The organism is Ruegeria sp. HKCCA4633 (genome assembly GCF_013034605.1).
Classification (GTDB): domain Bacteria; phylum Pseudomonadota; class Alphaproteobacteria; order Rhodobacterales; family Rhodobacteraceae; genus Ruegeria.
On sequence record NZ_WQGJ01000001.1, the window covers coordinates 276,177 to 301,615 of the forward strand.

24 protein-coding genes and 3 tRNA genes are annotated in these 25,439 nt (G+C 56.1%); 10 read left to right on the forward strand and 17 right to left on the reverse strand.

Annotated elements, in window-relative coordinates; translation table 11 throughout:
- Positions 1 to 10 precede the first annotated feature (10 nt).
- The 3 genes from uvrA to GOV85_RS01420 form a co-directional block, all read right to left on the reverse strand.
- A complete protein-coding gene (uvrA, locus tag GOV85_RS01410) occupies positions 11 to 2,869 on the reverse strand; it encodes an excinuclease ABC subunit UvrA (RefSeq protein ID WP_171174282.1) in 2,859 nt (952 codons plus the stop codon).
- 178 nt (positions 2,870 to 3,047) lie between these two features.
- Positions 3,048 to 3,124, reverse strand: a tRNA-Asp gene (locus GOV85_RS01415).
- A gap of 45 nt (positions 3,125 to 3,169) precedes the next feature.
- Positions 3,170 to 3,246 (reverse strand) — tRNA-Asp (locus tag GOV85_RS01420).
- A gap of 180 nt (positions 3,247 to 3,426) precedes the next feature.
- Between GOV85_RS01420 and GOV85_RS01425 the strand changes: the two genes are divergently transcribed.
- Positions 3,427 to 3,501: transfer RNA gene (locus GOV85_RS01425), tRNA-Val, on the forward strand.
- Positions 3,502 to 3,612: 111 nt separating this feature from the next.
- Complete coding sequence (locus GOV85_RS01430) at positions 3,613 to 5,199, forward strand: APC family permease (protein ID WP_171174284.1); 1,587 nt, start codon at positions 3,613 to 3,615, stop codon at positions 5,197 to 5,199.
- A 48-nt stretch (positions 5,200 to 5,247) separates the two neighbouring features.
- Here the strand turns inward: GOV85_RS01430 and lon are convergent, their stop codons facing one another.
- The 4 genes from lon to GOV85_RS01450 all read right to left on the reverse strand — a co-directional run bounded on the left by lon (position 5,248) and on the right by GOV85_RS01450 (position 10,485).
- Complete coding sequence (gene lon, locus GOV85_RS01435) at positions 5,248 to 7,656, reverse strand: endopeptidase La (RefSeq protein WP_171174286.1); 2,409 nt, start codon at positions 7,654 to 7,656, stop codon at positions 5,248 to 5,250.
- Between the two features lie 223 nt (positions 7,657 to 7,879).
- A complete protein-coding gene (locus GOV85_RS01440; protein WP_171174288.1) occupies positions 7,880 to 8,287 on the reverse strand; it encodes a DUF6636 domain-containing protein in 408 nt (135 codons plus the stop codon).
- Between the two features lie 92 nt (positions 8,288 to 8,379).
- A complete protein-coding gene (gene tgt / locus GOV85_RS01445) occupies positions 8,380 to 9,510 on the reverse strand; it encodes a tRNA guanosine(34) transglycosylase Tgt (protein WP_171174293.1) in 1,131 nt (376 codons plus the stop codon).
- Positions 9,511 to 9,573: 63 nt separating this feature from the next.
- The gene (locus GOV85_RS01450) at positions 9,574 to 10,485 is read right to left on the reverse strand and encodes a nucleoside hydrolase (RefSeq protein WP_171174295.1); all 912 of its coding nucleotides are present in this window, start codon (positions 10,483 to 10,485) and stop codon (positions 9,574 to 9,576) included.
- 175 nt (positions 10,486 to 10,660) lie between these two features.
- On the opposite strand from GOV85_RS01450, the gene GOV85_RS01455 reads away from it, so the two are divergent.
- The 3 genes from GOV85_RS01455 to GOV85_RS01465 all read left to right on the forward strand — a co-directional run bounded on the left by GOV85_RS01455 (position 10,661) and on the right by GOV85_RS01465 (position 12,286).
- Positions 10,661 to 11,551 (forward strand): SPFH domain-containing protein, encoded by an 891-nt coding sequence (locus tag GOV85_RS01455; RefSeq protein ID WP_171174297.1) that lies wholly within the window; start codon positions 10,661 to 10,663, stop codon positions 11,549 to 11,551.
- The gene (locus tag GOV85_RS01460) at positions 11,551 to 11,829 is read left to right on the forward strand and encodes an NfeD family protein (protein ID WP_171174300.1); all 279 of its coding nucleotides are present in this window, start codon (positions 11,551 to 11,553) and stop codon (positions 11,827 to 11,829) included. Before GOV85_RS01455 ends, GOV85_RS01460 begins: the two co-directional genes overlap by 1 nt.
- Positions 11,830 to 11,923: 94 nt before the next feature.
- Entirely contained in the window at positions 11,924 to 12,286 is a 363-nt protein-coding gene (locus tag GOV85_RS01465) for an SUF system Fe-S cluster assembly protein (RefSeq protein WP_171174302.1), read from the forward strand.
- A gap of 36 nt (positions 12,287 to 12,322) precedes the next feature.
- Here GOV85_RS01465 and GOV85_RS01470 read toward each other — a convergent pair whose 3' ends face one another.
- Positions 12,323 to 12,664, reverse strand: coding sequence for a hypothetical protein (locus tag GOV85_RS01470; protein WP_245223150.1), 342 nt, complete (start codon positions 12,662 to 12,664; stop codon positions 12,323 to 12,325).
- A gap of 215 nt (positions 12,665 to 12,879) precedes the next feature.
- Between GOV85_RS01470 and GOV85_RS01475 the strand changes: the two genes are divergently transcribed.
- A complete protein-coding gene (locus GOV85_RS01475) occupies positions 12,880 to 13,245 on the forward strand; it encodes an iron-sulfur cluster assembly accessory protein (RefSeq protein WP_171176184.1) in 366 nt (121 codons plus the stop codon).
- Here GOV85_RS01475 and GOV85_RS01480 read toward each other — a convergent pair.
- On the reverse strand, positions 13,242 to 14,153 hold the full coding sequence (locus GOV85_RS01480; RefSeq protein WP_171174304.1) for an isopenicillin N synthase family oxygenase: 912 nt from the start codon (positions 14,151 to 14,153) through the stop codon (positions 13,242 to 13,244). The genes GOV85_RS01475 and GOV85_RS01480 overlap by 4 nt on opposite strands.
- A gap of 125 nt (positions 14,154 to 14,278) precedes the next feature.
- On the opposite strand from GOV85_RS01480, the gene tpiA reads away from it, so the two are divergent.
- Positions 14,279 to 15,028 (forward strand): triose-phosphate isomerase, encoded by a 750-nt coding sequence (gene tpiA / locus GOV85_RS01485; RefSeq protein ID WP_171174306.1) that lies wholly within the window; start codon positions 14,279 to 14,281, stop codon positions 15,026 to 15,028.
- A gap of 9 nt (positions 15,029 to 15,037) precedes the next feature.
- On the opposite strand, the gene GOV85_RS01490 is transcribed toward tpiA, so the two are convergent.
- The 7 genes from GOV85_RS01490 to GOV85_RS01520 form a co-directional block, all read right to left on the reverse strand.
- Positions 15,038 to 15,484 carry a nucleoside deaminase gene (locus GOV85_RS01490; protein ID WP_171174308.1) on the reverse strand — a complete coding sequence of 149 codons (447 nt, stop codon included), beginning with the start codon at positions 15,482 to 15,484 and terminating at the stop codon, positions 15,038 to 15,040.
- A 65-nt stretch (positions 15,485 to 15,549) separates the two neighbouring features.
- On the reverse strand, positions 15,550 to 15,861 hold the full coding sequence (locus tag GOV85_RS01495; protein ID WP_171174310.1) for a multidrug efflux SMR transporter: 312 nt from the start codon (positions 15,859 to 15,861) through the stop codon (positions 15,550 to 15,552).
- 151 nt (positions 15,862 to 16,012) lie between these two features.
- Positions 16,013 to 17,389 carry a TRAP transporter large permease gene (locus tag GOV85_RS01500; RefSeq protein ID WP_171174312.1) on the reverse strand — a complete coding sequence of 459 codons (1,377 nt, stop codon included), beginning with the start codon at positions 17,387 to 17,389 and terminating at the stop codon, positions 16,013 to 16,015.
- Positions 17,389 to 18,066, reverse strand: coding sequence for a TRAP transporter small permease (locus GOV85_RS01505; RefSeq protein ID WP_171174314.1), 678 nt, complete (start codon positions 18,064 to 18,066; stop codon positions 17,389 to 17,391). Before GOV85_RS01505 ends, GOV85_RS01500 begins: the two co-directional genes overlap by 1 nt.
- 116 nt (positions 18,067 to 18,182) lie before the next feature.
- Positions 18,183 to 19,184, reverse strand: a complete 1,002-nt coding sequence (locus GOV85_RS01510; RefSeq protein ID WP_171174316.1) for a DctP family TRAP transporter solute-binding subunit — start codon at positions 19,182 to 19,184, stop codon at positions 18,183 to 18,185.
- A 292-nt stretch (positions 19,185 to 19,476) separates the two neighbouring features.
- Positions 19,477 to 20,706, reverse strand: a complete 1,230-nt coding sequence (locus GOV85_RS01515; RefSeq protein ID WP_171174318.1) for a sigma-54 dependent transcriptional regulator — start codon at positions 20,704 to 20,706, stop codon at positions 19,477 to 19,479.
- Positions 20,703 to 22,484 carry an ATP-binding protein gene (locus GOV85_RS01520; protein WP_254442946.1) on the reverse strand — a complete coding sequence of 594 codons (1,782 nt, stop codon included), beginning with the start codon at positions 22,482 to 22,484 and terminating at the stop codon, positions 20,703 to 20,705. The genes GOV85_RS01515 and GOV85_RS01520 overlap by 4 nt, the downstream gene beginning before the upstream one ends.
- On the opposite strand from GOV85_RS01520, the gene GOV85_RS01525 reads away from it, so the two are divergent.
- Entirely contained in the window at positions 22,483 to 23,664 is a 1,182-nt protein-coding gene (locus GOV85_RS01525; protein ID WP_171174320.1) for a cytochrome P450, read from the forward strand. The genes GOV85_RS01520 and GOV85_RS01525 overlap by 2 nt on opposite strands.
- Positions 23,665 to 23,688: 24 nt before the next feature.
- Here GOV85_RS01525 and GOV85_RS01530 read toward each other — a convergent pair whose 3' ends face one another.
- Positions 23,689 to 24,171, reverse strand: a complete 483-nt coding sequence (locus tag GOV85_RS01530; protein ID WP_171174323.1) for an Lrp/AsnC family transcriptional regulator — start codon at positions 24,169 to 24,171, stop codon at positions 23,689 to 23,691.
- A gap of 57 nt (positions 24,172 to 24,228) precedes the next feature.
- Between GOV85_RS01530 and cobA the strand changes: the two genes are divergently transcribed.
- Both cobA and GOV85_RS01540 read left to right on the forward strand, forming a co-directional pair.
- Entirely contained in the window at positions 24,229 to 25,092 is an 864-nt protein-coding gene (cobA, locus tag GOV85_RS01535) for a uroporphyrinogen-III C-methyltransferase (RefSeq protein ID WP_253285851.1), read from the forward strand.
- Entirely contained in the window at positions 25,092 to 25,406 is a 315-nt protein-coding gene (locus GOV85_RS01540) for a DUF2849 domain-containing protein (protein WP_171174325.1), read from the forward strand. The genes cobA and GOV85_RS01540 overlap by 1 nt, the downstream gene beginning before the upstream one ends.
- Positions 25,407 to 25,439 lie beyond the last annotated feature (33 nt).

Consider the following 25,439-nt stretch of genomic DNA (forward strand, 5'->3'; position numbering starts at 1 on the left):
GGCGCTAAGCCTATTCAGCAGCAACGCGCGCGTTGTCTAACATCGATTTCAGATAGCGACCGGTATGACTGCGCTCGACTGTGGCGACATCTTCGGGTGTGCCCGTAGCCACTATCTCACCTCCGCCATCGCCGCCTTCGGGACCAATGTCGATGATGTGATCTGCAGTTTTCACCACGTCCAGATTGTGCTCGATCACAACAACCGTGTTCCCCTGATCGACCAACTCATGCAGCACTTCCAATAGCTTGCGTACGTCTTCAAAATGCAAACCCGTGGTCGGTTCATCTAGGATATAGAGCGTTCGCCCGGTTGACCGTTTCGACAATTCCTTGGACAGCTTCACGCGTTGCGCCTCGCCACCGGATAGCGTGGTGGCCTGCTGACCGACCTTGATATAGCCCAGCCCAACGCGGGCCAAAGCGTCCATCTTATCGCGGATCGACGGCACAGCCTTGAAGAACTCCTGCGCGTCTTCCACCGTCATATCAAGCACATCAGCGATGGACTTGCCCTTGAACTTGATCTCAAGGGTCTCGCGGTTGTAGCGCGCGCCTTTGCACGTCTCGCAGGTAACGTAGACATCAGGCAGAAAGTGCATTTCGATCTTGATGACACCGTCACCCTGACAGGCTTCGCACCGGCCTCCCTTAACGTTGAAACTGAAACGACCAGGTTTGTACCCACGCGCTTTCGCCTCGGGCAAACCCGCAAACCAGTCTCTGATCGGCGTGAAGGCCCCGGTGTAAGTGGCTGGATTCGAACGCGGAGTTCGCCCGATCGGGCGTTGGTCGATATCGATAACCTTGTCCAAGTGCTCAAGCCCCTTGATTGTCTCACACGGCGCTGGAGTCTGTCGCGCACCATTTAGGCGCATCGATGCGGTTTTGAACAACGTCTCAATCGTCAGCGTGGACTTGCCGCCGCCAGACACCCCTGTCACACAGACAAATTTGGCCAAGGGAAATTCAGCCGTGACGTTCTTGAGGTTGTTACCAGTGGCTTTCACCACAGTCACTTTCTGCTTCTTGCCCGCGCGCCGTTCAGCCGGAACCGCGATTTCCCGGGTCCCGGCCAAATATTGCCCGGTGATAGAGGCAGCATCACCCGTAATGTCCGCCGGCGTACCGTGACTGACGACCTGCCCCCCGTGCACACCCGCTCCGGGGCCAATGTCGAACACATAATCGGCCTCTCGGATGGCCTCCTCGTCATGTTCTACAACAATTACCGTGTTGCCCTGATCCCGCAGGTTCTTGAGCGTTCCCAGCAACCGGTCATTGTCACGCTGATGCAAGCCGATAGAAGGCTCGTCCAACACGTAAAGAACTCCTGTCAGACCCGAGCCAATTTGGCTAGCCAAACGAATACGCTGGCTTTCCCCGCCCGACAGTGTCCCACTTGAACGCGAAAGCGTAAGGTATTCCAAACCAACATTATTCAGAAACCCAAGTCGTTCGCGAATCTCCTTCAAAATGGCGCGCGCGATTTCATTCTTCTGGGCGCTCAGATGGTTCGGCGCGTCCTCAATCCAGGCCAGAGCCTCCCGGATCGACATCTGCACCACTTGCCCCACATGCAGGCCCGCGATCTTGACCGCCAGCGCCTCGGGCCGCAGGCGATACCCCTCACATGTGCCGCATGGACGGTTGTTCTGGTACCGTTCAAATTCCTCGCGAATCCAAGCGCTGTCAGTTTCACGATAGCGGCGCTCCATATTCGGGATCACGCCTTCGAAACTGCGCGTCACCTGATAAACGCGTCCGCCTTCGTCATAGCGGAACTGGATCTCTTCATCGCCAGAGCCGCGCAGGAACACCTGCTGCACCTTCTGGGGCAGGTCTTTCCATGGTGTGTTCTTGTCGAACTCGTAATGCCGCGCAATGGCTTCGATGGTCTGAAGGAAATACGGAGACTTACCCTTGCGCCACGGCGCCAAGGCCCCGTCATAGAGTTTCAGCGACTGATCGGGCACCACAAGCCGCTCGTCAAAGAACAACTCGACCCCCAAGCCATCACAATCGGGGCAAGCCCCAAATGGCGCGTTGAAGGAAAACAGGCGCGGTTCGATCTCGGGGATGGTAAACCCGCTGACCGGGCAGGCAAAGTTCTCGCTAAAGGTGATCCGCTCTGGGTCACCCTCACGCGGGGCAGTTTCCAGAATCGCAATACCGTCAGCCAGATCCAAGGCTGTGCGCAGGCTGTCGGCCAAGCGGGTCTCCATACCCTCTCGGACAACCAGTCGATCCACCACGACATCGATGTCGTGGCGGAATTTCTTGTCCAGCGTCGGCGGTTCATCCAGTTCGTAGAACTCACCATCGACCTTGACGCGCTGAAAGCCTTGCTTGCGCAACTCCAGGAATTCTTTTTTGTACTCACCCTTGCGATCTCGCACGATGGGGGCCAGCAGGTAACCTCGCGTGCCCTCCTCCATCGTCATGATCCGGTCGACCATGTCTTGTACCTGCTGCGCCTCGATCGGCTGTCCGGTCGCCGGGCTATAGGGGGTTCCAGCGCGTGCGAACAGCAGGCGCATATAGTCATAGATTTCCGTAACCGTCCCAACAGTTGAACGCGGGTTCTTGGACGTTGTCTTCTGTTCAATGGAGATTGCCGGACTCAGACCGCTGATATGATCGACATCGGGCTTTTCCATCATGTCGAGGAACTGCCGCGCATAGGCAGACAGGCTTTCAACATAGCGACGCTGCCCTTCGGCATAGATGGTATCAAAAGCCAGCGAGGACTTGCCCGAACCAGACAAGCCGGTGATCACCACCAGCTGATCCCGAGGGATATCAACATCGATGCCTTTGAGGTTATGCTCGCGCGCGCCGCGCACCTCGATATTCTTCAGCTCAGCCATTTCCGGCCCCCAAGAAACAAGTGGTTTAGAGATAGGCGAGCTTGCCTGAGTCTCCAACAGAAAAGTTAGAACATTTAGTGAACATACGAGTTTTAGCCGAGCAAATCAAACCGCAGCTGCTTAATCGGGATCTTCGCTGCGAAGCTTTTAAGCCGATCGGTTGAGAGTAAGAGGAAAATGGCGCGGTTGACGGGGCTCGAACCCGCGACCCCCGGCGTGACAGGCCGGTACTCTAACCAACTGAGCTACAACCGCGCATCTATTTTCGTGGCCCTTGTCCTGGGCCAAGGTAAGCAGCGATGGCGCGGTTGACGGGGCTCGAACCCGCGACCCCCGGCGTGACAGGCCGGTACTCTAACCAACTGAGCTACAACCGCCCGCTGCACGTTCATTGCTGAACGTTGGGGTGTATTATGGCTACGCTCGGGCAGCGTCAAGCGGCGTTTTGAAGTTTTTTGTCAGAATCCAGATTTTTGTTTACCCGCAGATTTTCGCGCGCAGACCCACGTCAAATTCGCTTGCAGCCGAACCACAGGACAGATAACAACGCGTCCCATGGGTGATTAGCTCAGTGGTAGAGCGCTTCGTTCACATCGAAGATGTCAGGAGTTCAAATCTCTTATCACCCACCATTCCTTTTCGCAGATTACGCTTGAAATTGAGGGGCTTGCCAGCGCGCGACCTCGGCGACTATCGTGCTTCATCGGCCGAACCGTGTGCCGATTGCAAAGTCAGGGGTCGTTATGGCAGAGCTAAAGCGAGACATCGGCCCGATCGGACTAACCTTTATTTCGGTTGGAGGAATCATCGGTTCGGGCTGGTTGTTCGGCCCCCTTCTGGCGGTTCAGCATGCCGGACCTGCGGCTATCCTCTCGTGGGTGATCGGCGCGGCTGCGATGTTCATTTTGGCAATCACTTTCGCAGAAATCTCAGCCATGCTGCCTATTCCGGGTGGGATTGCCAGGGTTCCGCAGTTTTCACACGGCAATATCGTTTCAATGGCCATGGGATGGACGGCTTGGATTGGCTACAACACCACTGCCCCCATCGAAGTGGAGGCGATGCTGAAATACCTCGCGCCATACGCGCCCTGGCTGCATGCCGCCGATACAGGCGACCTGACAGGCGCGGGTATATTTGCGGCCCTTGTATTCATGCTACTTTTCGTTGCCGTCAACGCGCTTGGGGTCAAGTTTTTCACACATGTGAATGCCGCTTTGACGTGGGCCAAGATCGCTATTCCGGTCGTTCTGTCTGTTCTACTAATTTCCAACCGTTTCAACGCTGACAATTTTACACATCCGGATGGGTTTGCACCTTATGGCTTGCAGGGAATCATGGCTGCAGTTTCGACCGGCGGTGTCATTTTCTCGTTCATAGGATTTCGTCATGTGGTCGATATGGCGGGAGAAGTGCGAAATCCGAAATTTGCAATCCCCACCGCCCTCGTCCTGTCGATCATCATGTGCGCCGCAATCTATCTTGGCCTCCAAGTGGCTTTTATCGGCGCGCTGGATCCATCTTTGCTGGCTAATGGCTGGTCGCAACTGAGCTTTGGGGGCGAAGGCCCATTGGACGCTGTAATCATGTCGGTCGGGTTGGTCTGGTTCATCAGCTTGCTGAATGTCGGATCAGTCGTTGGCCCCTTTGGCAACGGATTGGTCGCAACCGGGTCGAATGCCCGTATTGCCCTTGCCCTGTCCCAAAACGGTTTTCTACCAAAACGTTTGCAAAACTTGTCTTCGTTTGGGGTTCCGGTATGGGCTTTGGCGTTGAATTTTCTGATCGGGACTCTGTTCCTTTTGACCGTTCCCTTTACTACCGTCATCGCCCTGAACGGTGCCGCTATTGTTTTGTCATTCGCAGTTGGCCCAATCGCCGTCGTTTGCCTACGGGATCTGCTGCCAGACCAACCCCGTTCAATCCGCATCCCAGCGGTGCGTCTGGTCGCGTTGACTGCCTTCGCCATTGCAACCCTGATTGTCTATTGGAGCGGTTGGGACACTGTCTGGCGCCTTGGGATCGCGCTTATCGTTGGAAAAATTCTGCTGCTTATCCGGTTCCGAGGGCGCCTTGATGAAATGGACCTGACCGAAGCCGTTTGGTTGATGCCTTATTTTGCCGGACTCGGGTTAATCTCATTTCTGGGTCAATTCGGCACCGGGTCTTTGAAGCAGATCCCGTTTGGGTGGGATATTCTGCTTTGTGTCGTGTTTTCCGCGATCATCTTCGCCCTCGCGATACGTTCAGCGCTGTCTGACGAGAAATTCATGAAATACATAGCGGAAGAAGAGATACTTGATCCAAAGCTGCCCGTTGTCGGGCTGTAAAAAAGGCAGAGCGTTGCTCTGCCTTTTTCCGTTTTCTATTTATGCAATTTAATGCGCTGTGGCTGAAGCATCCGCAGATTTGGCCGAAGCGGCGGCCGCAGCGGCTGCTTCCTCTGCCGCTTCGTCCCACTCGATCGACTCAGGCTTACGCACCAGCGCCTGCTTCAGAACTTCCGAGACGTGCTTTACAGGGATGATCTCCAACCCTTCCTTCACATTGTCAGGGATGTCCGCCAGATCCTTTTCATTCTCTTCCGGGATCAGAACGGTCTTGATGCCACCACGAAGAGCCGCCAGCAGTTTTTCTTTCAGCCCGCCAATCGGCATTGCATTACCGCGCAGCGAAACTTCGCCGGTCATGGCAATATCCTTGCGCACCGGAATGCCGGTCAGCACAGACACGATCGATGTCACCATCGCCAGGCCAGCGCTAGGGCCGTCTTTGGGCGTCGCCCCATCCGGCACATGAACGTGAATGTCCAATGTGTCGAACTTTGGCGGTTTCACCCCGATCTGAGGTGAAATCGACCGCACATATGACGAAGCCGCATCGATGGATTCCTTCATCACATCGCCCAGCTTACCTGTGGTCTTCATCCGCCCCTTACCAGGCAGTTTCAGCGCCTCGATATGCAGCAGATCGCCACCCACGGACGTCCAAGCCAGGCCGGTCACGACACCGATCTGATCGTCCTGCTCAGCCAGACCATAACGGAACTTTGGCACACCCAGGAAATCATCCAGATTGTCTGGTGTTACGGTGACCGACTCCGCCTCTTTCTTGATGATCTTGGTCAACGACTTCCGCGCCACCTTGGCGATTTCACGTTCAAGGTTACGAACACCCGCTTCGCGGGTATAAGTGCGAATGATCTTCTGCAGCGCCTCATCGGTCAGCTCAAATTCCTTGGCCTTCAGACCATGGTTCTTGACCTGCTTTTCGATCAGGTGCTGTTTCGCGATCTCGCTCTTTTCCTCTTCGGTGTAACCGGCCAGCGGAATGATCTCCATCCGGTCCAGCAGAGGCCCTGGCATATTGTAACTGTTTGAAGTCGTCAGGAACATCACGTTGGACAGGTCATATTCGACCTCCAAATAGTGGTCCATGAAAGTGTTGTTCTGTTCCGGATCCAGCACCTCAAGCATTGCCGAGGCCGGATCACCACGGAAATCCTGACCCATCTTGTCGATTTCATCCAACAAGATCAGCGGGTTCGTGGTTTTCGCTTTTTTCAGCGCCTGGATGATCTTACCCGGCATCGAACCGATATAGGTCCGACGGTGGCCCCTGATCTCGGATTCGTCGCGCACACCGCCCAACGAGATGCGAATGAACTCGCGCCCCGTGGCTTTTGCAACCGATTTACCCAAGCTGGTCTTACCCACGCCCGGAGGGCCAACAAGGCACAAGATCGGGCCCTTCAGCTTTTTCGAACGCTGCTGAACTGCTAGATACTCGACGATGCGCTCCTTGACCTTCTCAAGCCCATAGTGATCGGCATCCAGAATGTCCTGCGCGCGCCCAAGATCCTTTTTGACGCGGGATTTGGTGCCCCACGGCAAAGACAGAATCCAATCCAGATAGTTGCGCACAACGGTCGCCTCGGCCGACATGGGCGACATGTTCTTGAGCTTTTTCAGCTCTCCTTCGGCCTTTTCACGCGCTTCTTTGGATAGTTTGGTCTCGGCGATTTTCTCTTCCAGCTCAGCGACTTCGTTCGATCCGTCTTCGCCATCGCCAAGTTCCTTCTGAATGGCTTTCATCTGCTCATTCAGATAATATTCGCGCTGTGTCTTCTCCATCTGGGATTTGACGCGGGTCTTGATCTTTTTCTCGACCTGCAGAACCGACATTTCGCCCTGCATCAGACCATAGACTTTCTCAAGCCGTTCGCTGACGCTGAGGGTCTCCAGCAGCTCTTGCTTTTGTTCGACCTCGATGCCCAAGTGGCCCGACACAAGGTCGGCCAGCTTTGCAGGCTCGGTGGTTTCCCCCACTGCCGCCAGCGCTTCTTCGGGGATGTTCTTGCGCACTTTGGCGTAGCGTTCAAACTCATCCGCAACGGTACGCAACAGGGCTTCGGTTGTCGTAACGTCGCCGGGGATTTCGGTCAGATATTCTGCCCGAGCCTCGAAAAACTCTTCGTTTTCAAGAAACTCAGTGATCTGCACACGCGCCTGCCCTTCGACCAGAACCTTCACGGTGCCGTCGGGCAGCTTCAGCAGTTGCAGCACATTGGCCAAAACGCCTGCGCGATAAATCCCTTCTTCATCGGGATCATCAACGCCGGGGTCGATCTGGCTGGACAACAGAATTTGCTTGTCATCCTGCATCACCTCTTCCAAAGCGCGGACCGATTTATCGCGGCCCACAAAGAGCGGCACAATCATATGCGGGAACACCACAATGTCGCGCAGCGGCAGGACGGGGTATGAGGAATTCAGAGGCTCTTGCATGCTCTATCCTTATCGTTGGCAAGACGGCACGTGTCCCTCATCGAGGCAACATTTGGCCATCTCCTGTCTTGGACGATAAAGGTGGGGCCTCATCGCCCTTTTTCAACCTTACCGCCGTGTATCGTGTTTCAGCATGAACCGAGGTTTTCGGGACTGCAAGACGTCCAAGGAACATATCCACCGAAATTAGCACGACAAGCATAGGCGACGTGCACTTCAAAGGTCAGAACACCCGCTGTACTGCGCGAGACAGGAAAAACCCGTGACCGTCTTGGTTGCGACATTCCAGACCTTTTGTCGAAGAACTGCAGGTGAATCCTCCGAACTGACCAGTGACCCCATATTCCGCACGGTCATATCCGTCTTTGTTACGATTCAGCGGCTGGCACAACATCTCTACCTGGCCAGTGTCGAACATCAGAAAATCATGCCCCCAGTCGGATTGACAATTCGCGGGGCGTGGCATCGCAGGTGGGCCGGATTTTTCTATGATCGTACATTGTATATCCGAGGACGAAGCACTTTCCCCGACCGAGCACTGAATGTTTTCGGACGGAGTTTCGAAGGTCCAGACATCTGAAATGGCAGGTGTCGCGCAGAAAATTGCTGCGCCGAGAATAAGGCGAAACATCATAAACTCTCCGGGTCACAGACTAAAATGGCATTGCTTGAAGTGGCACTAGACTACCGGAAAGCCACGCAATTGTCACCCGAAGGGGAAGGTTACAAGGGTTCGATATCACCTTGCGCACGCTGCGCATGAAACTCGGCCTGCCAGGCGACAAACGTGCCCGCAGCAATCGCATCTCGCATCCCCTGCATGATCTCTTGGAAGTAATGCAGGTTGTGCCAGGTCAGCAACATGCCCGAGATCATCTCATTGGCGCGGAAAACATGGTGCAGGTACGCGCGCGAATAGTTGGAACAAGCGGGACATGTGCAGTTTTCATCCAGCGGACGCGGGTCATCCGCATGGCGGGCATTCTTGATATTGACCACACCGCGACGTGTGAACACTTGCCCCGTGCGGCCCGAACGCGACGGCAACACACAGTCCATCATGTCGATCCCACGCGCGACGGCGCCGACGATATCGTCTGGCTTACCAACACCCATCAGGTAACGCGGTTTGTCTTCAGGCAGAAAATCGGGGGCGTAATCGAGGCAGCCAAACATGGCCTCCTGCCCCTCACCCACAGCCAGGCCGCCCACCGCGTAGCCTTCGAAACCAATAGATTTCAACGCTTCTGCGCTTTCTTCGCGCAGGTCCTGTTCCAAACCGCCCTGCATAATGCCGAACAGGGCGTGACCCGGACGATCCCCAAACGCGTCACGCGACCGTTCTGCCCATCGCATCGACAACCGCATGGACTCGGCGATGCGATCCCGGTCGGCAGGCAGCGCGGGGCATTCGTCAAAGCACATCACAATGTCCGAGCCCAGCAAGCGCTGAATCTCCATTGACCGCTCGGGCGTCAGTTCGTGTTTTGATCCGTCGATATGAGATTTGAAGGTCACGCCCTTTTCGGTCAGCTTGCGCAGCCCTGCCAAAGACATGACCTGAAACCCGCCCGAGTCGGTCAGAATGGGGCGGTCCCAGTTCATGAACTTGTGCAACCCGCCCAAACGATCAATCCGTTCCGCTGTTGGACGCAGCATCAGGTGATAGGTGTTGCCCAGCAGAATATCCGCCCCGGTGGCGCGCACACTTTCGGGCATCATCGCTTTGACCGTCGCGGCTGTGCCCACAGGCATGAAGGCTGGCGTCCGCACCTCTCCTCGCGGCGTGCTGATCACACCCGTGCGTGCCTTGCCGTCTGTTGCCTTAAGCTCAAATGAGAATTTCTGCGTCATGTCATCGCCTCGGATCGCCGAACCGGGCAGGCTTTGCCCGATCCGTTCCGTCTTTGCAACCCGTCAGGGCAACGAGACCACGCGGTCCGTGAACAGACGTACAACCCCTGCCCCGTCCACATCGCGGCACACCCGGATCGCGGGTCGTTCAGGATCTGGTTGTGTCGCCCCCATTTGATCGCCTTCGGTGACAACCCGCAGCCCGGTTTCAACCATATCGAACAGGGCTTGATGGGAACACGCAATCACGGCTGTTGAATCGTGCAGGCCGCAGCCTTCCAGCCCCCCGATCTCTTTGTAAAACTTCAGATAGAACCGAGAGATGTCGCGCAGAAACGCCCCCATATCGGGTGACTTTTGTGCCAATGCTTCGAAGTCCGCCGTTTCGTAAAGCGTCTTCAAGGTCACGTCCAATCCGACCAGAACAGTGTTGGCCGGGACGGAAAAGACCTCTTCAGCGGCAAGAGCGTCGTGATAGATATTGGCTTCTGCGTATTGGGTAATGTTACCAGGGCAGTAGACCGCGCCTCCCATGATCACCAATTCGCGCAGATTGCCTGCAAATTCCGGGTCCAGACGCATTGCCTTTGCAATGTTAGTCAAGGGACCCACGGCGCAGAGCACAAGTTCGCCCTTATGGGCTCGGGCCATTTCAACCAGAAACTCGGCTGCTGGCAACGCGTGGTTCTGTCCAATCTCCGGGATTTCGGTCAGATCACCAAAACCTTCGGGGCCATGAACATGCTCCGACGGTGCGTGCGTGTCCGCCCCCAGCGGCACCGCAGCCCCTTCGGCCACAGGCAAGTCCAACCCAAGCTTGTGAAGCAAAAACCGCGCGTTGCGACTGGATTGGTGCACATAAGTGTTGCCAAAAACCGTTGTCAGACCGATCAGGTCAATTTCTGGCGCGGCGGCAGCATACGCGATGGCCATTGCATCGTCGACGCCGGGATCTGTGTCGATAATCAGTTTCATCCCCGCCCGATACCGCAAACGCCGTGGGATGCAAACCGGTCACAGCCACAATATTCCGGGCCGCGCCCACGCGTTCAGGCATTTGCATAACGCTCCAACCCACTCATACCAGAGTTGAAATCGGGCGACTCAATCCCCAAATGTATACCATAGTACACAATAATAAGAGGACAGAATGACCGAAGATCAGATTATCGGATTGCTTTCGTCAAACATCATTTACCTGCTGGCAGCTGTGCTGGTGGTTGTCGTTATTCTCAAAGGCATCAAGATTGTACCGCAGTCCGAAAAATACGTGGTTGAGCGGTTTGGCCGACTGCATTCGGTGCTTGGCCCCGGAATCAATTTCATCGTTCCTTTTCTGGATGTTGCACGCCACAAAATCTCGATCTTGGAACGCCAACTGCCGAATGCGACGCAGGACGCAATTACCAAGGACAACGTGCTGGTGCAGATCGACACCTCGGTCTTCTATCGCATTCTTGAACCGGAAAAGACGGTTTACCGCATCCGCGACGTAGACGGCGCGATTGCGACCACTGTCGCCGGGATCGTGCGCGCCGAAATCGGCAAGATGGATCTGGACGAGGTTCAGTCGAACCGCGCGCAATTGATCACGCGCATCCAGGAAAGCGTTGAAACCGCAGTCGATGACTGGGGCATCGAAGTGACTCGCGCCGAGATTCTCGATGTTAATCTGGATCAAGCGACCCGCGATGCCATGCTGCAACAGCTGAACGCGGAACGTGCCCGCCGCGCGCAAGTGACCGAGGCCGAGGGTCAGAAACGCGCCGTTGAACTGCACGCTGATGCTGAACTTTATGCCGCTGAACAAACCGCCAAAGCCCGCCGCATTCAGGCTGAAGCTGAAGCCTATGCTACGGGCGTCGTGGCCAAGGCCATTCAGGACAACGGTATCGAGGCCGCCCAGTATCAGGTTGCTTTGAAGCAGGTTGAAGCCCTTAATGCGCTGGGCAACGGGTCTGGCAAACAGACCATTGTTGTGCCAGCGAACGCCCTTGAAGCCTTTGGCGATGCGTTCAAAATGCTCAAAGGAGGAAAGTGATGGCAGACCCCTTCTGGCTGACATGGTGGATTTGGCTGGCGGCCGCACTGGCGCTCGGTATCCTCGAGATTGTTCTGCCGGGATTCATCTTTCTTGGTTTCGCAATTGGCGCAGCAATCACGGGTCTTCTCTTGATCATTCCGGGTCTGACAATGTCGCCTCACGTCCTTGCGTTGATCTTTGCGGTGCTGTCGCTTGTCGCGTGGCTTGTCTTGCGCAAGCTCTTTGCGCTGCCGCATGGTCAAGTCAAAACCTTCAAACATGATATCAATGATTGAATCGCGGTGGCGCTTGTCTGAGCGCCACGCCCCCACTGGACGCTGATACGGCTATTCCCTATATAATCACTCAGGCAACTGACCCGAGGCAAAGATGACTCACCCGAGCGAACAGTTTGAAGGCACACCGCTGATTGCGCCGTCAACAATTGAACACCCGTTGTACGACGCCGTGGTTGAGGCGTGCCGCACGGTCTATGATCCTGAAATCCCGGTCAACATCTATGACCTCGGCTTGATCTACACGATTGATATTACTGCGGATAACGCAGTTAAGGTGATCATGACCCTGACTGCGCCCGGATGCCCAGTGGCCGGTGATATGCCCGGATGGATCGTGGAAGCGATTGAACCCGTAGCCGGCGTCAAAGAAGTTGACGTTGAACTGACCTGGGAGCCGCCCTGGGGTATGGAGATGATGTCGGACGAAGCTCGTCTGGAACTGGGCTTTATGTAAACTAAATACCCGCGACTAACATGTCTGCGAACACAGTTACTCCAGATCGCAGGTTGCTTTGATCTCTGCGGCACGGGCATCCAGTTCATTGATGTAATCACCAGACAACATTTGCAGGTGTTTGTGTTCGGTTCCTGTAACCAGACCCAGCAGAGCACCGGCGGGCGTGATCGAAGCGATGCTTTCAAGCTGCTTGGTCTCGGCATGTTCCTTTTCGGCCTGAATAGCGCGCAGATCACCTGCCGCTGTCGCACAGTTTACCGGGTGCCTCTCGGCATCTGTGATAGCCAACGCACCGGTTGCAGTTAAACTGGTAAGCAGAAAAGTAAGAGTAGATCCTTGAAAAACCAGCTTAACAAAACGGATCAAGTCATTCATATTTATAATCTTTCTGCTGCAAAATGAATTCCGGAACACGGGACGTTGCACCCATTCCAGCAAAGCTAAACCCGCTTTCCTGTTTAATGCAAGGTTTCAAGGAGGAAGCCAATACCAAGTTGGTTTAGCCAAAAGGCACTCTTTAACACTCGTGACCTTGAGCCCGAGGCGTTTGAGCCCTAAATTGGGAATGACGCGTGACAACGGAGATTTACATGTTCGGCATCCCCGGCAAACAGGCTGTGACCATGACGCCCAAAGCCGCAGAGCAGATTACACGCCTGATGAATTCGGGCGGGCATGCTGGTTTGCGCATTGGCGTCAAGAAAGGCGGCTGTGCAGGCATGGAATACACCATGGAATATGTAGACCAGGCAGATCCGCATGATGAGGTGGTCGAGCAAGACGGAGCGCGCGTGATGATCGCACCGATGGCGCAGATGTTCCTTTTTGGAACCGAGATCGACTACGAAGTGTCCCTGTTGGAAGCAGGCTTCAAGTTCAAGAACCCGAACGTTGTTGATTCCTGCGGCTGCGGTGAATCAATAAAGTTCGACGCAAACCTCGCGTCGCAGTCCTAACTGGTTTGCAGGTGAACATAGGTTTCGTTGAACCGTTTGGTCAGATGATCACCGGCCGAGATCACTTGGCCTGACCCAGGTGGCGCGACATTGGTGTCAAAAGACGGGTTGAAGAACATTGGGACCGAGATTCGCTCGTGCGATCCGCCAACAACCCTGTGTTCGGTCGCCTTCACCTGCCCTGCTGTCCAAAATTCCAGCATCTCACCAAAGTTGATGATAAACACGCCCGGTTCGGCCTGAACCTTTTCCCATGCCCCATCAGGCATCCGCACTTCCAGCCCGGCAGCGCCGTCTGTGGCCAGCAAAGTCAGGCAGCCATAGTCTGTATGCGCGCCAATACCAAAATCCTGCTCTCCGGCCCAGGCGGGCCGTTTTGGATAGTAGTTGCCGCGCAGCAGAGCCATTGGCGTATCAAATGCCTGATCGAAACTGTCCGCTTCCCGTCCCAGCGCCACTGCAATCGCACGCAGCACACGCATCGCTACACCACAGGCATCGACGTAATAGGCCTGTACAATTTCACGGAAAGCAACGGGTTGCTCGGGCCATTGATTTGGGGCGTACACGCTTAGGTTCTTTGCACGGTAGGGGTTGTCCAGCGGCAGTTCGTATCCGCAATCGAACACTTCCTTGAAGTCTGGGTTAACTGTTGGGTCGACCTGTTCGGACTGTGACGTACCCCAACCTCGGTTGGATCCCGTTGCAGCCATGTCCACCAAACGCTTCTGGTGTTCCGGTAAACGGAAGAAACACTGGTAGGCAGCGATTACGTCGTTGATGCGGTCAGCCGTCAGGCCCGTGTTGCAAACGGTCAAAAACCCGACCTGACCAACGGCTTGGCGCAGGCGGGAAAGCTCATAAGCGTCTCGGGCGTCCAGCTTTTTCAAGTCGAGGTTGTCGATCATGGCGCTCTCCCAGAATTTGCGACATTCCTGCCAATCACCCGTGGAGCTTGTAACCGGAATTGTATGGCGAGGACAACGATGTTATCCGGTGATTTAAACAACCGAATACGCAGGGAGAAACCGATATGCGGCGCAAGCTGGCGGCTGGAAATTGGAAGATGAACGGAACCGGCTCGGCGCTGAGCGAGCTTGCATCGCTGTCGCAAAGCTATTCTGAAGCCTCGGTCGATATTCTGATCTGCCCCCCTGCGACATTGCTTCACCGCGCCGCTGATGCAGTGGCAGAATCGGCGGTTACGGTTGGTGGACAGGACTGTCACTCAGGCCATTCTGGCGCTCATACCGGCGACATCAGCGCGGATATGTTGCTGGATGCCGGTGCGACTTCGGTCATTCTGGGCCATTCCGAACGGCGCGTGGATCACGGAGAGCATGACGAGGATGTACGCGCCAAAGCCCGCGCCGCAATGGATGCGGGCCTGAAGGCAGTCATCTGCGTCGGCGAAAGTCTGGAACAGCGTGAGGCGGCCAACACGCTCGACATTATCGGCGGGCAGATGTCCGGCTCGATCCCGGATCAGTCCACCGGCGAAAACCTGATCGTCGCATACGAGCCGATCTGGGCGATCGGCACTGGAAAGGTCCCCACTCTGGAAGAGATCGGCGAGGTTCACGACTTCATGCGCGCCCGGCTGGAACGTCGTTTTGGCGAAGGCGTGGGCCGGTCAGTACGACTTCTTTACGGCGGGTCCGTCAAACCCAGCAATGCGGCCGACATCTTTGCTGTCTCGAATGTGGATGGCGCTTTGGTCGGTGGGGCCAGTCTGAAGGCTGCGGATTTCTCGGGCATTATTCAGGCGCTGGAAAGCATCTGACCTCGGTCGTTATTCGGCAATATCCTCGGCCCAAAGCTCTGGTTTTTCTTCGATAAATCGTTGCATCAGCGCGATGCAGTCGGGGTCGTCGGCTATCACCACTTCGACCCCGCGCTCGCGCAGGAAGTCTTCGTTGCCTCCAAAGTTCTTCGTGTCACCGATCACGACGCGCGGGATTCCGAATTGAACGATGGTGCCCGAACACATCATGCAGGGCGACAGCGACGTATACAGCACCGTGTCGCGATAGGTTTTCTGCCGTCCGGCCTTGCGCAAGGCGTCCATCTCGCCATGGGCAATCGGATCACCGCCCTGAACTCTTTGATTGCGTCCGCGCGCCACAACCTCGCCCCCACGGGCCAGGACCGAGCCGATGGGACAGCCGCCCTCATCATACCCGGCTTTCGCCTCGTCAAAGGCGATGCGCAGCAGGCGGCTGTCGGTCTCGGTCAACATGGGGAAAATCCTTGGTTGGGGCGTGTACCGGCAGCCTGCCCAATGACGCCCCGACCGTCAACGGATCAGGCCAGCTTCATGGTGACAATTCCGGCAATGATCAGCAGCGCTGCCAGAACCCGAAGCGGCGTCACCGCCTCGCCCAGCAAGGTAACCCCCACCACAAAAGCCCCCACCGCGCCGATACCAACCCAGATCGTATAGGCGGTGCTCAGCGGCAGTTCACGCATCGCCAGCGCCAACAAACCGAAAGACCCGATCATGGACACTCCCATGATCGCGGTCGGCAAAAGCCGCGTGAACCCGGCGGATTGCTTCATTGCACCCGCCCAGACAACTTCAAGAATTCCAGCAATAAGCAGCATGATCCATGCCATGAGATGACCTCTTGTCAAAGCGGGTCGTCCCGCATGATCTACCCGTGTTGGGGAGGTCGTCCTCTGCCTTTCAAATAAGCGCCCGTGCGGCGGTTTCAAGGCATGAAAAGGCCGGGCAGTCGCAACCGCCCGGCGATACGGGTCAGGCCCGCTAGTTGGTGATGATTTCCGGTCCCATGAAGGTGTTGGGCAGGAAGGTCGATATCCACGGTATGTACGTCACCATGATCAGGAAGACGAACAGGACTGCCAGGAAAGGAAGCGCCGCCTTCACAACACCCATCATCGGCATCCCGGCCACGCCAGAAGTCACGAACAGGTTCAGCCCGACCGGAGGCGTGATCATCCCGATCTCCATGTTCACCACCATGATGATGCCCAGATGGATCGGGTCGATGCCCAGTTCGATGGCAATCGGGAACACCAACGGGGCCACGATGACCAGCAGACCCGAGGGTTCCATGAACTGACCGCCGATCAGCAGGATCACGTTCACCACGATCAGGAAAGTGACCGGCCCCAGACCCGCCGACAGCATGGCACTTGCGATATGCTGGGGCACTTGCTCATCTGTCAGCACGTGCTTCAGGATCAGCGCGTTGGCAATGACGAACAGCAGCGTGACCGTCAGCTTACCCGCCTCAAACAGCGTGTGCTTCGTGTCCGGGTGGAAGAACGCCGTCACCAGCGCATATGGCTTCTTCAGCAATGACAGGTTGGATTGACATTCTTCTGTGCTGAGCGGCCCCATGTCTTTGTAGACAAAGCTGGCGATAAAGAACGCGTAGACAGCGGCAACAGCAGCGGCTTCTGTCGGGGTAAATATACCCCCGTAGATGCCGCCAAGAATGATGACGATCAGGAACAGGCCCCAACCGGCTTCGCGGGCCGAGGTAAAGACCTCTCCCCACCCTTTCCAATCGCCTTTGGGCAGGTTCTTGACCTTGGCCATAACGTAAATTGTGATCATCAGCATAAGACCGGCCATCAGGCCCGGAATGACACCCGCCAGGAACATCCGCCCGACCGACACCTCAACGGCTGCCGCGTACACAACCATCACGATCGAGGGTGGGATCAGGATGCCAAGTGTCCCCGCGTTACAGATCACACCAGCCGCAAATTCCTTGGAATAGCCCACCTGCCGCATCCCGGCGATGACGATCGAACCGATGGCCACAACGGTTGCCGGGGACGACCCCGAAAGTGCGGCAAACAGCATACAGGCAAACACGCCCGCAATTGCCAAACCGCCGGGCAAATGCCCCACACAGGCAATCGAGAATCGGATGATCCGCCGCGCCACGCCGCCGGTTGTCATGAAAGACGAGGCCAGAATGAAGAACGGGATCGCCAGAAGGGTAAAGTGACCCTCGAATGCCTCGAACAAAGTACCTGCGACCGAGGCCAACGAGCTGTCTGAATAGATCAGCAGGAACAAGGTCGAGCTAAGGCCAAGCGCAACCGCAATCGGAACACCAATCAGCAGCAGTCCGATGACCATCGAGAATAAAAGTACAACGTCCATCAGTCATGCATCCCTTGCTGAGCGCGGACTTCTTCGATCTCGTCCTCGACTTCGTGGCTGGCGACAAGGCGGTCGGTTTCGCCCCGCCAAATTTGAACAGCGACCTGCGCGAACCGGATCACGAGCAACAGCATCGAAACCGGCAGAACCAGATACGGTACGACCTTGGGTAGTTTTTCGTAGTACTCGCCGTAGTTGATCAGGTCCTCAAGGAACCGCAAAGGAGCGACCATCGGGATGTCGTCAACCTCATAAAAGCTCTGACTGCGGGCGTCGAAATTGAAACCCGTAGGGAACCAGCGCCCAGATGTGGGCGGCAGATCGGCAAAGACGGCCCAATAGTCATAGGCGCCTTTCAGCAGAAGCAGCGAAAAAACCAGACAGCAGCCCACCGCAATCAGAGCTAAAATACGGCGCGGCGCTGGGGCCAGCATGTTCAGGATGGCGTCTACACCCAGATGCGCATGTTTTTTCACTGCATAAGACGCACCCAGAAGCACCAGCCAGCCGAAGGTGAAAACCGTCAGTTCCAGAGCCCATAGGATATTTGAGTTGAAAACAAACCGTGCAATCACGTTGGCAAATGTTACGACCGTCATAAGGCCCAACAGCAACGCAATCAGGGTTTCTTCGATATGGTCGACCAGCCCGCCTTGGCCGGAATTCGCACCAGACATCTTTCTGTCCCCGCATTTTTTGATGATGAGAGAGTGTATGAGGGCGGGCTATGTCAGCCCGCCCGGCCAGCGCGTCGATTACTCCCCAGTCCCCTGACGCGCGGCCTCGATCCGGTTTAGAAACCGGCGTTGATGGCCTGTGCGGCGTCGATCTTGTCCTGACCCACATCACCGGCGAATTTGTCCCAAACCGGCTTCATCGCATCGACCCAGGCCTGACGCTGTTCGGGGTTAAGCTCACGAATGATGCCCCCCGCGTCCGTGATCGAGGCTTTGGCCGCTTCGTTCACGGCAAAGGCTTCTTTGTTCCGAGTCTCGGTGACTTCGCCCAGAATGGTCAGGAATTGATCACGCACTTCGGGGTCCAGGCTGTCCAACCAGTCAACCGAGGTCACGACCAGATAGTCGATGATACCGTGGTTGGTCTCAGTGATGCCGTCCTGAACCTCAAAGAACTTCTTGCCATAGATGTTCGACCAGGTGTTTTCCTGCCCGTCCACAACGCCCTGCTGCAGCGCGCCGTAAACTTCCGAGAACGCCATTTTCTGCGGGCTGCCACCGATCGCTTCCATCTGCGCAACCAACACGTCCGAGGACTGCACGCGGAACTTCAGGCCGTTTGCGTCTGACGGATCTTCCAGCGGCTTGTTCGCAGACATCTGCTTCATGCCGTTGTGCCAGAATGCCAGACCCTGCAGGCCGCGGCGCTGCATGCTGTCCTTCATCGCCTGACCATCAGCCGAGGCCTGGAACGCATCCACCGCGTCAATGTTCTTGAACATGAATGGCAGGTCGAACAGGCGGAACTGCTTGGTGAATTTCTCGAACTTGGACAAGGACGGCGCAGCCAGTTGAACGTCGCCTTGCAGCATCGCCTCAAGCACCTTGTCGTCGTTATACAGGGTCGAGTTGGGATAGACCTCCATACACATCACGCCGTTCATCTCGTCGTTGACGCGCTGTTCCAGCAGCGAGGCCGCGATACCTTTGGGGTGTTTATCGGTGTTCGTCACATGCGCGAACTTCACAACAATCTCACCGTCGTCACAGGCCGCCATGCCCGCAGTTGCGGTGACCGTCAGCGCCAGAGCCGTTGCAGCTGTTGTCAAAATCTTCATCTGTTTTCCTCCCAGACTTCCAAGAAACAAGCGATCAGCGCCGGGTTGGCGCCGTATGGCGTGCAGTGAAGCAACTCGGCCGCAACCAAACAACTTTTCCCTCTGAACGCGCGGCTGAGCATTAAAATCAATCGTTTACAAAGCCTTACATGGCATCAAACACACAAAGCAGAATCACCTATTCTTCTGTGTGCGAAAATCCGCACAGCCAAAAATGCTGCTTGTGCGGATTTCCGCACAATTTTCGAATCATTCATGCGAATCACTACCCAGCGTACATTCGCTGGTCGGATTACCTGCGGTAATCCTCGGGACGAATTTGGTAACGCGCCAGCTTGTCATAAAAGGTCTTTCGCGGAAGCTTCAGCGCCTTTGCCGCATCTGACGCCTTTCCATTATGACGCCCTAACGCCGCGATCAGCAGCGATCGTTCAACGCGCGCCATTTGTTCACTGAGGCCCAGATCTGTGGCCTGTGCGACCTCTTCCGGCATCCCCAGAACAAAGCGCATGGCGGCTGACATAAGGGACCGCGCATTCCCAGGCCAATCGCTGGCCATCAACGCCGCCAGATGTTCCGATGAGATTTCAGGAACCGGAATTCCGGCCTGTTCAGCTGCCTGAGCCACATAGTGACGAAATATTACGGGAATATCGTCAGGCCGCTCTGCCAGCGACGGAATACGCACACGCATCACGTCCAGTCTGTAGAAAAGATCGGCATTGAAACGGCCGTCGGCGCTTAAGACAGACAGATCAGCGGTGGTGCCAGCAATGATCCGACCACCCGGCCCTTGTTCGATCAGTTCAAGCGCTGCAAATTGCGTGGCCTGCGGCATGGCCGAAACCTCATCAAGAAACAACGACCCACCCGCTGCATCCTCACAACTGCGGGCCAGATCTTCGGGGCTGAGCGTCGAGGCCGGTCTTTTCACAAATGGCCCCTGCCCGACTGAGGACATCAGGTGCACAACCTCAGCCACTTTTGAGATGCCACTGCCCGGAGGGCCAGTCACCAGAACTTCGGCCTGTGTGGGCGCAACGGCGCGAACCCTTTCTCGCAACGCCTCTGCCTGGGGCGACAGGCCAAACAGCAATCGTGCGGCCGGGTCTCCACGTTCCAGTTCGGATCTCATTGCTCTCTGCTCGATAACCTCGGCTCGGACTGCGAACGCACGCTCCAGCACATCCAGCAGATCGGACGCGGCACAGGGTTTTTCCAGAAAGTCGAACGCGCCCTTACCCATTGCATCAACGGCCATGGGAATATCCCCTTCGCCGGTCAGAAGAATAACGGGAAGATCGGGATCGACCTCTTTTGCGTAGGTCAACAGATGGAATCCATCCCGACCCGGCATACGAATGTCCGAGATGATGACACCAGGAAAGTCCGCTCGGATATGGTCCTTGGCTGCCACAAAAGAGCCTGCCGTTGTTGGTTGAACATCCGCCAGCTCAAGCGTTTGTGCCAAAGCCTCGCGTACGGCTGCATCATCGTCGACCAAAAGAACTTTTCGGGTCATGCTGCCTCGTCTTCCCGATAGTATTCCAGTTCCACAGTAAACATCGCGCCAGTGGGCGCGTTGGTCCCGCGAATGTTTCCACCGAAACTCTGAACCAGACCGTAAGAAATCGAAAGCCCCAGACCCATACCTTCGGACGAGCCTACGGCCTTAGTGGTGTAGAACGGCTCAAACAGCTTTTCCGTGTTTTCGATACCGGGGCCTATGTCACGCACAGTGACCGAAAGCCTCTCGCCATTATTGATCACAATTTGAATGAGGCGTTCATCCTGCTGGCTCATCGCATCTGCGGCGTTGTTGATCAGGTTCACAAACACCTGCACAAGCCTTACCTCGCCACCCCAAGCGTAAACAGGCGCGTTTGGCGGTTGCCAATCCATGGCGACGTTTTCCGTGTTCAGCCGGGCTTCGGTCAGTTCAACGGCTGTGTTCAGAACCCGCACCAGATCAACCCGCCCCATAGGTTCGCTTTCATTGCGGGCAAAGGCGCGCAGGTTCTTGATGATCCGCGCCATGCGCACAGCCATTTCAGAAATACGGCCCAAGTTCTCGGCCGCTTTTTCAGGTTTTCCGCGTTCCACGAAAGCTGTGCCATTGTCCGCAAACTGCCGGATCGCCATCAGGGGCTGGTTCAGTTCGTGACTGATCCCTGCTGACATCTGACCAAGCGCGCTGAGCTTTCCGGCCTGAACCAAATCCGCCTGTGCGCGACGTAGGGCCGCTTCGGCTTCCTGTCGTTCCGCGACTTCTTTTTGTAAGCTGTCGTTTGCAACCGTCAGGTCGAGGGTCCGTTTGGCCACTCGGCTTTCCAGAACCGCATTGGCTTCGGCTAGCGTCCGCCGCCGTTCCATCGCGAGAAAAAGCATTGCACCAAATGCCAAACAGATCGCTGCGACTGCTGCTGCCTGAAGCCGCGCAAGTTGCAGGGCTGGGGCTACGTCCACCAATACTTCGGCAGTCATATCGAGTACTGGCAATTCGAGGGTAAGGTGCAAAGCATCGCGCGGCAGATAGCGCCCCCAGTTCAATTGCCACAGCTCGTGCCCACCAACGCGCGTTGATGCAAAATCAACGGTCGCGCCATTCGGCGGAGTAAGCCCCGCCTCTCCTTCCTCGCGAGACCAAAATAGCAGGTCCGACCTGTTCGAAATGAACACAACGCCTTCTGCATCAACAAAGAAAACCGCCTCGGTACTGCCACGCCATGTCTGTTCCACATCCTGAACATCGGCAACAACCATCAGTACACCTGTGATCTGACCAAATGGGCCAAAAGCAGGCGCAGCGTAAGAGTAGATCCGATCATCTCCGACAGGCGTAACCTCATGCGCACTGCCCAAGGCCCCCTGCATTGCACGACGGAAAGCGGGGTGTTCGGCCATGTTAAGCTGAGACACCGGTTGCGCTGAAACCAAGACCTGCCCTTTTCGGTCCAGGTACATCATGTTGACTGCTGCTGTTTTGTCAGCAATGTCCAGCAGCATTGCCTCAGCTTGTCGTATGTCGGCTGGTTGATCCAATTCATGCAGAATCGGATGGGTCGCCATCAGCACTGCAAGTTCTTGATACACTTGCATTTGCGTGCTCAGCCGGTCAGCCGCCAGTTCAAGATCGGCCTCGGCCTTTTCACTCAGCTGAGACAAAGCTTGACGGTAGCCATAGGACCAGACGAATCCGGACAGTACCCCAACGGCAAGCAGAAAACCGGCGATGACCCAAACTCTGTGCATATACAGGGTCTTGCATTCAACGCGCCGCGTGGCAAGTGTGCGTCGCATGAAGTCTCTCTCACAATCCCCGACGGACCCGGATTTCGTCCAGAACCCCTATCCGTTTTATGACACAGCCCGACAAGCCGGAGATCTGTTCTATTGGACTGATTACGGCATGGTTGCCGCTGTATCCTGCCGATCCGTCCGCACCTTGCTGAAAGATCGTCGGTTCGGACGCGAAGTTCCACCCGAATGTGCTACGCAAGGCCCCGCCCATCTGGCCCCGTGGTTGTCAGTCGAAGCTCATTCGCTGCTTGAAGCCGAGCCGCCGAGACACACCCGCCTGAGAGCGCTGGTCATGCGGGCCTTTACCTCGCGGGCGATTTCGGCATTGCAGCCTTCGATTGAAACCCTTTGTCACGATCTGATCCGGGACTTCCCACAAGAGCCGTTTGACCTTTTGCATGCCTATTGCACTCAGGTCCCCGTGATTACGATCTGTCGTCTGCTGGGAGTACCCGAAGAAATGGCACCGGACTTGCTGCGCTGGTCGCACGACATGGTGGCAATGTACCAAGCCAATCGAACGCGGGACACCGAAGACAAGGCTACACAATCGGCGCAGGAATTCACCACGTTTCTGGAAGACTATATCGACCAGAGGCGGCGTGACCCGCGTGACGATCTGATTACACGATTGATCGTTGCAGAAGAAGAAGGCGAGAAACTGTCACGCGAGGAGTTGGTCGCGACCTGTATTCTGCTGTTGAATGCCGGTCATGAAGCGACGGTACACTCCTTGGGGAATGGGGTCAAAACCTTACTGGAAACGCAAACAGACCCAAGCGTCTTACGACCAGACAAGATTGACTCAACCATCGAAGAAATCCTGCGTTATGACCCGCCCTTGCACATGTTTACGCGCTGTGCCTACGAGGATGTCGAGACCTTTGGACATAGCTTCAAGCGCGGCGATCAGGTTGCTTTGTTGCTGGGGGCCGCGAACCGCGACCCCGTTGTCTGGCAAGAACCGAACGCTTTCCGCGCCACGCGGTCCATCGATGTGAACACCAGCTTTGGTGGCGGGATCCACTTCTGCGTTGGTGCGCCTTTGGCGCGGTTGGAAATACGCATCGCTCTGCCAATTCTGTTCGAAAGCTGCCCGAACTTGCGGTTGGCCGCACCTCCGGCCTATTCGGAAAGTTACCATTTTCATGGCTTGCAACAGGTTCTGGTGCAAATCTGAGGCCGCTTTAACGCCTTTGCCTTTTTATGCCTTTTCAACCAACGCGTTCAACGGCAGCATTGTTGTGGATTTTATTTCCTCCATCGACAAAAGCGCCGTCACGTTGTGGACCCGCACTTCAGAGATAAGCGATTGATAGAACACGTCATAGGCACGTGCATTCTTGACCCTGACCTTGAGGATGTAGTCGATGTCGCCAGCCAACCTGTGTGCCTCTTGCACTTCGGGGTGATCGCGCAACGCTTTCAGAAACTTGCGCTGCCATTCAGCCTCGTGCTCCGACGTACGGATCAAGACAAAAAATGTCGCCTCGAACCCAAGCGCTTCGGCATCCAGCAAAACCGTTTGCTGCCCAATGATACCTGCCCCTTTTAGCTTACGGATTCGATTCCAGACCGGGGTCTTGGAACTGCCCACACGGGCCGCAATTTCGTCCAGTGACTGACCCGCATCACGTTGCAGCTCGGCCAGAATTTTCCGATCCGTTTCGTCTATTCGAACCGACATTCCAGTATTCCTTCCAATTCGAGGTTTTCGTTCCATTTTTCAACGCATGCGGAACTAATGTTCTTATTTCGACGCCCATATGGCGCTTTGACGGGAATATTTCCTATATTGCTGATCAAGTCAAACTACACCCGAGACGATCCAATGCAGGACATGCTCACAATCAGATCCAAAGGACATGTCGACTTTGTCGGCGCTGGCCCCGGCGATCCCGATCTGCTGACGCTCAAGGCGCTCACCGCGTTTGAGCAGGCTGATATCGTTTTGCATGACCGCCTGATCAGCGCACCTGTTCTGGACATGGCAGGCCAGCACGCCGAGCTGGTTGATGTTGGCAAGGCCGGTTTTGGTCCGTCCTGGAAGCAAAGCGATATCGACGCGCTTTTGGTGGACTGTGCCCAAAAGGGTAACCGCGTGGTGCGCCTGAAATCAGGGGACCCCACTGTGTTTGGTCGGCTGGATGAAGAAATCGAAGCGGTTCAGTCTGCGGGTATTTCCTGGCAGATCATTCCCGGAATTACCGCTGCGTCTGCGGCTGTAGCAAGCATCGGGCAAAGCCTGACACGCCGGGGCCGCAACTCTTCGGTACGGTTTCTGACCGGGCACGACATGAAAGGCTTTGCTGATCACGACTGGGCCGCTCTGGCGCGCTCAGGGTCGGTTGCTGCAATTTACATGGGCAAGAAGTCGGCCCGGTTCATTCAAGGCCGCCTGATCATGCACGGTGCAGATCGCGCTACACCCGTCACCCTGATCGAGAACGCCTCGCGCCCTGACCAACGCATTCTGGCCACCACTTTGGACCAGTTGCCCACCGATCTGGCCGCCGCCGAAATGAACGGCCCGGCCCTGACTTTCTATGGCCTCGCCCCGCGAGAAGCGGCGCAGGCTGTGACCGAATTCAATAAGGAGCTTGCCTGATGGCCCGCGCTTTTACCCCCAAAGTCGTCACCGCAAATGATTTGCTGGAAGGCGACGTGATTTATCAAACCGAAGATGACCGCTGGTCGCGTGATCTGTCTGATGCCGAACTGATCACTGACGAAGCGCATGCACAGGTGCGTCTGCTGGACGCCGCCCGGCAGGCCAGCAAGATTGTGGGTGCATATCTGGCTGACGCTGTTGCAGGCGAAAACGGCCCTGAGCCCACACATTTTCGGGAAGATTTCCGCCGGACTGGTCCGTCCAACTATGCCCACGGCAAACAGGAAACTTCCCCGCAGCCCCGGGCCTGAACTTAGGCCCTCTCTCTCCCCTTCTATGGCCCC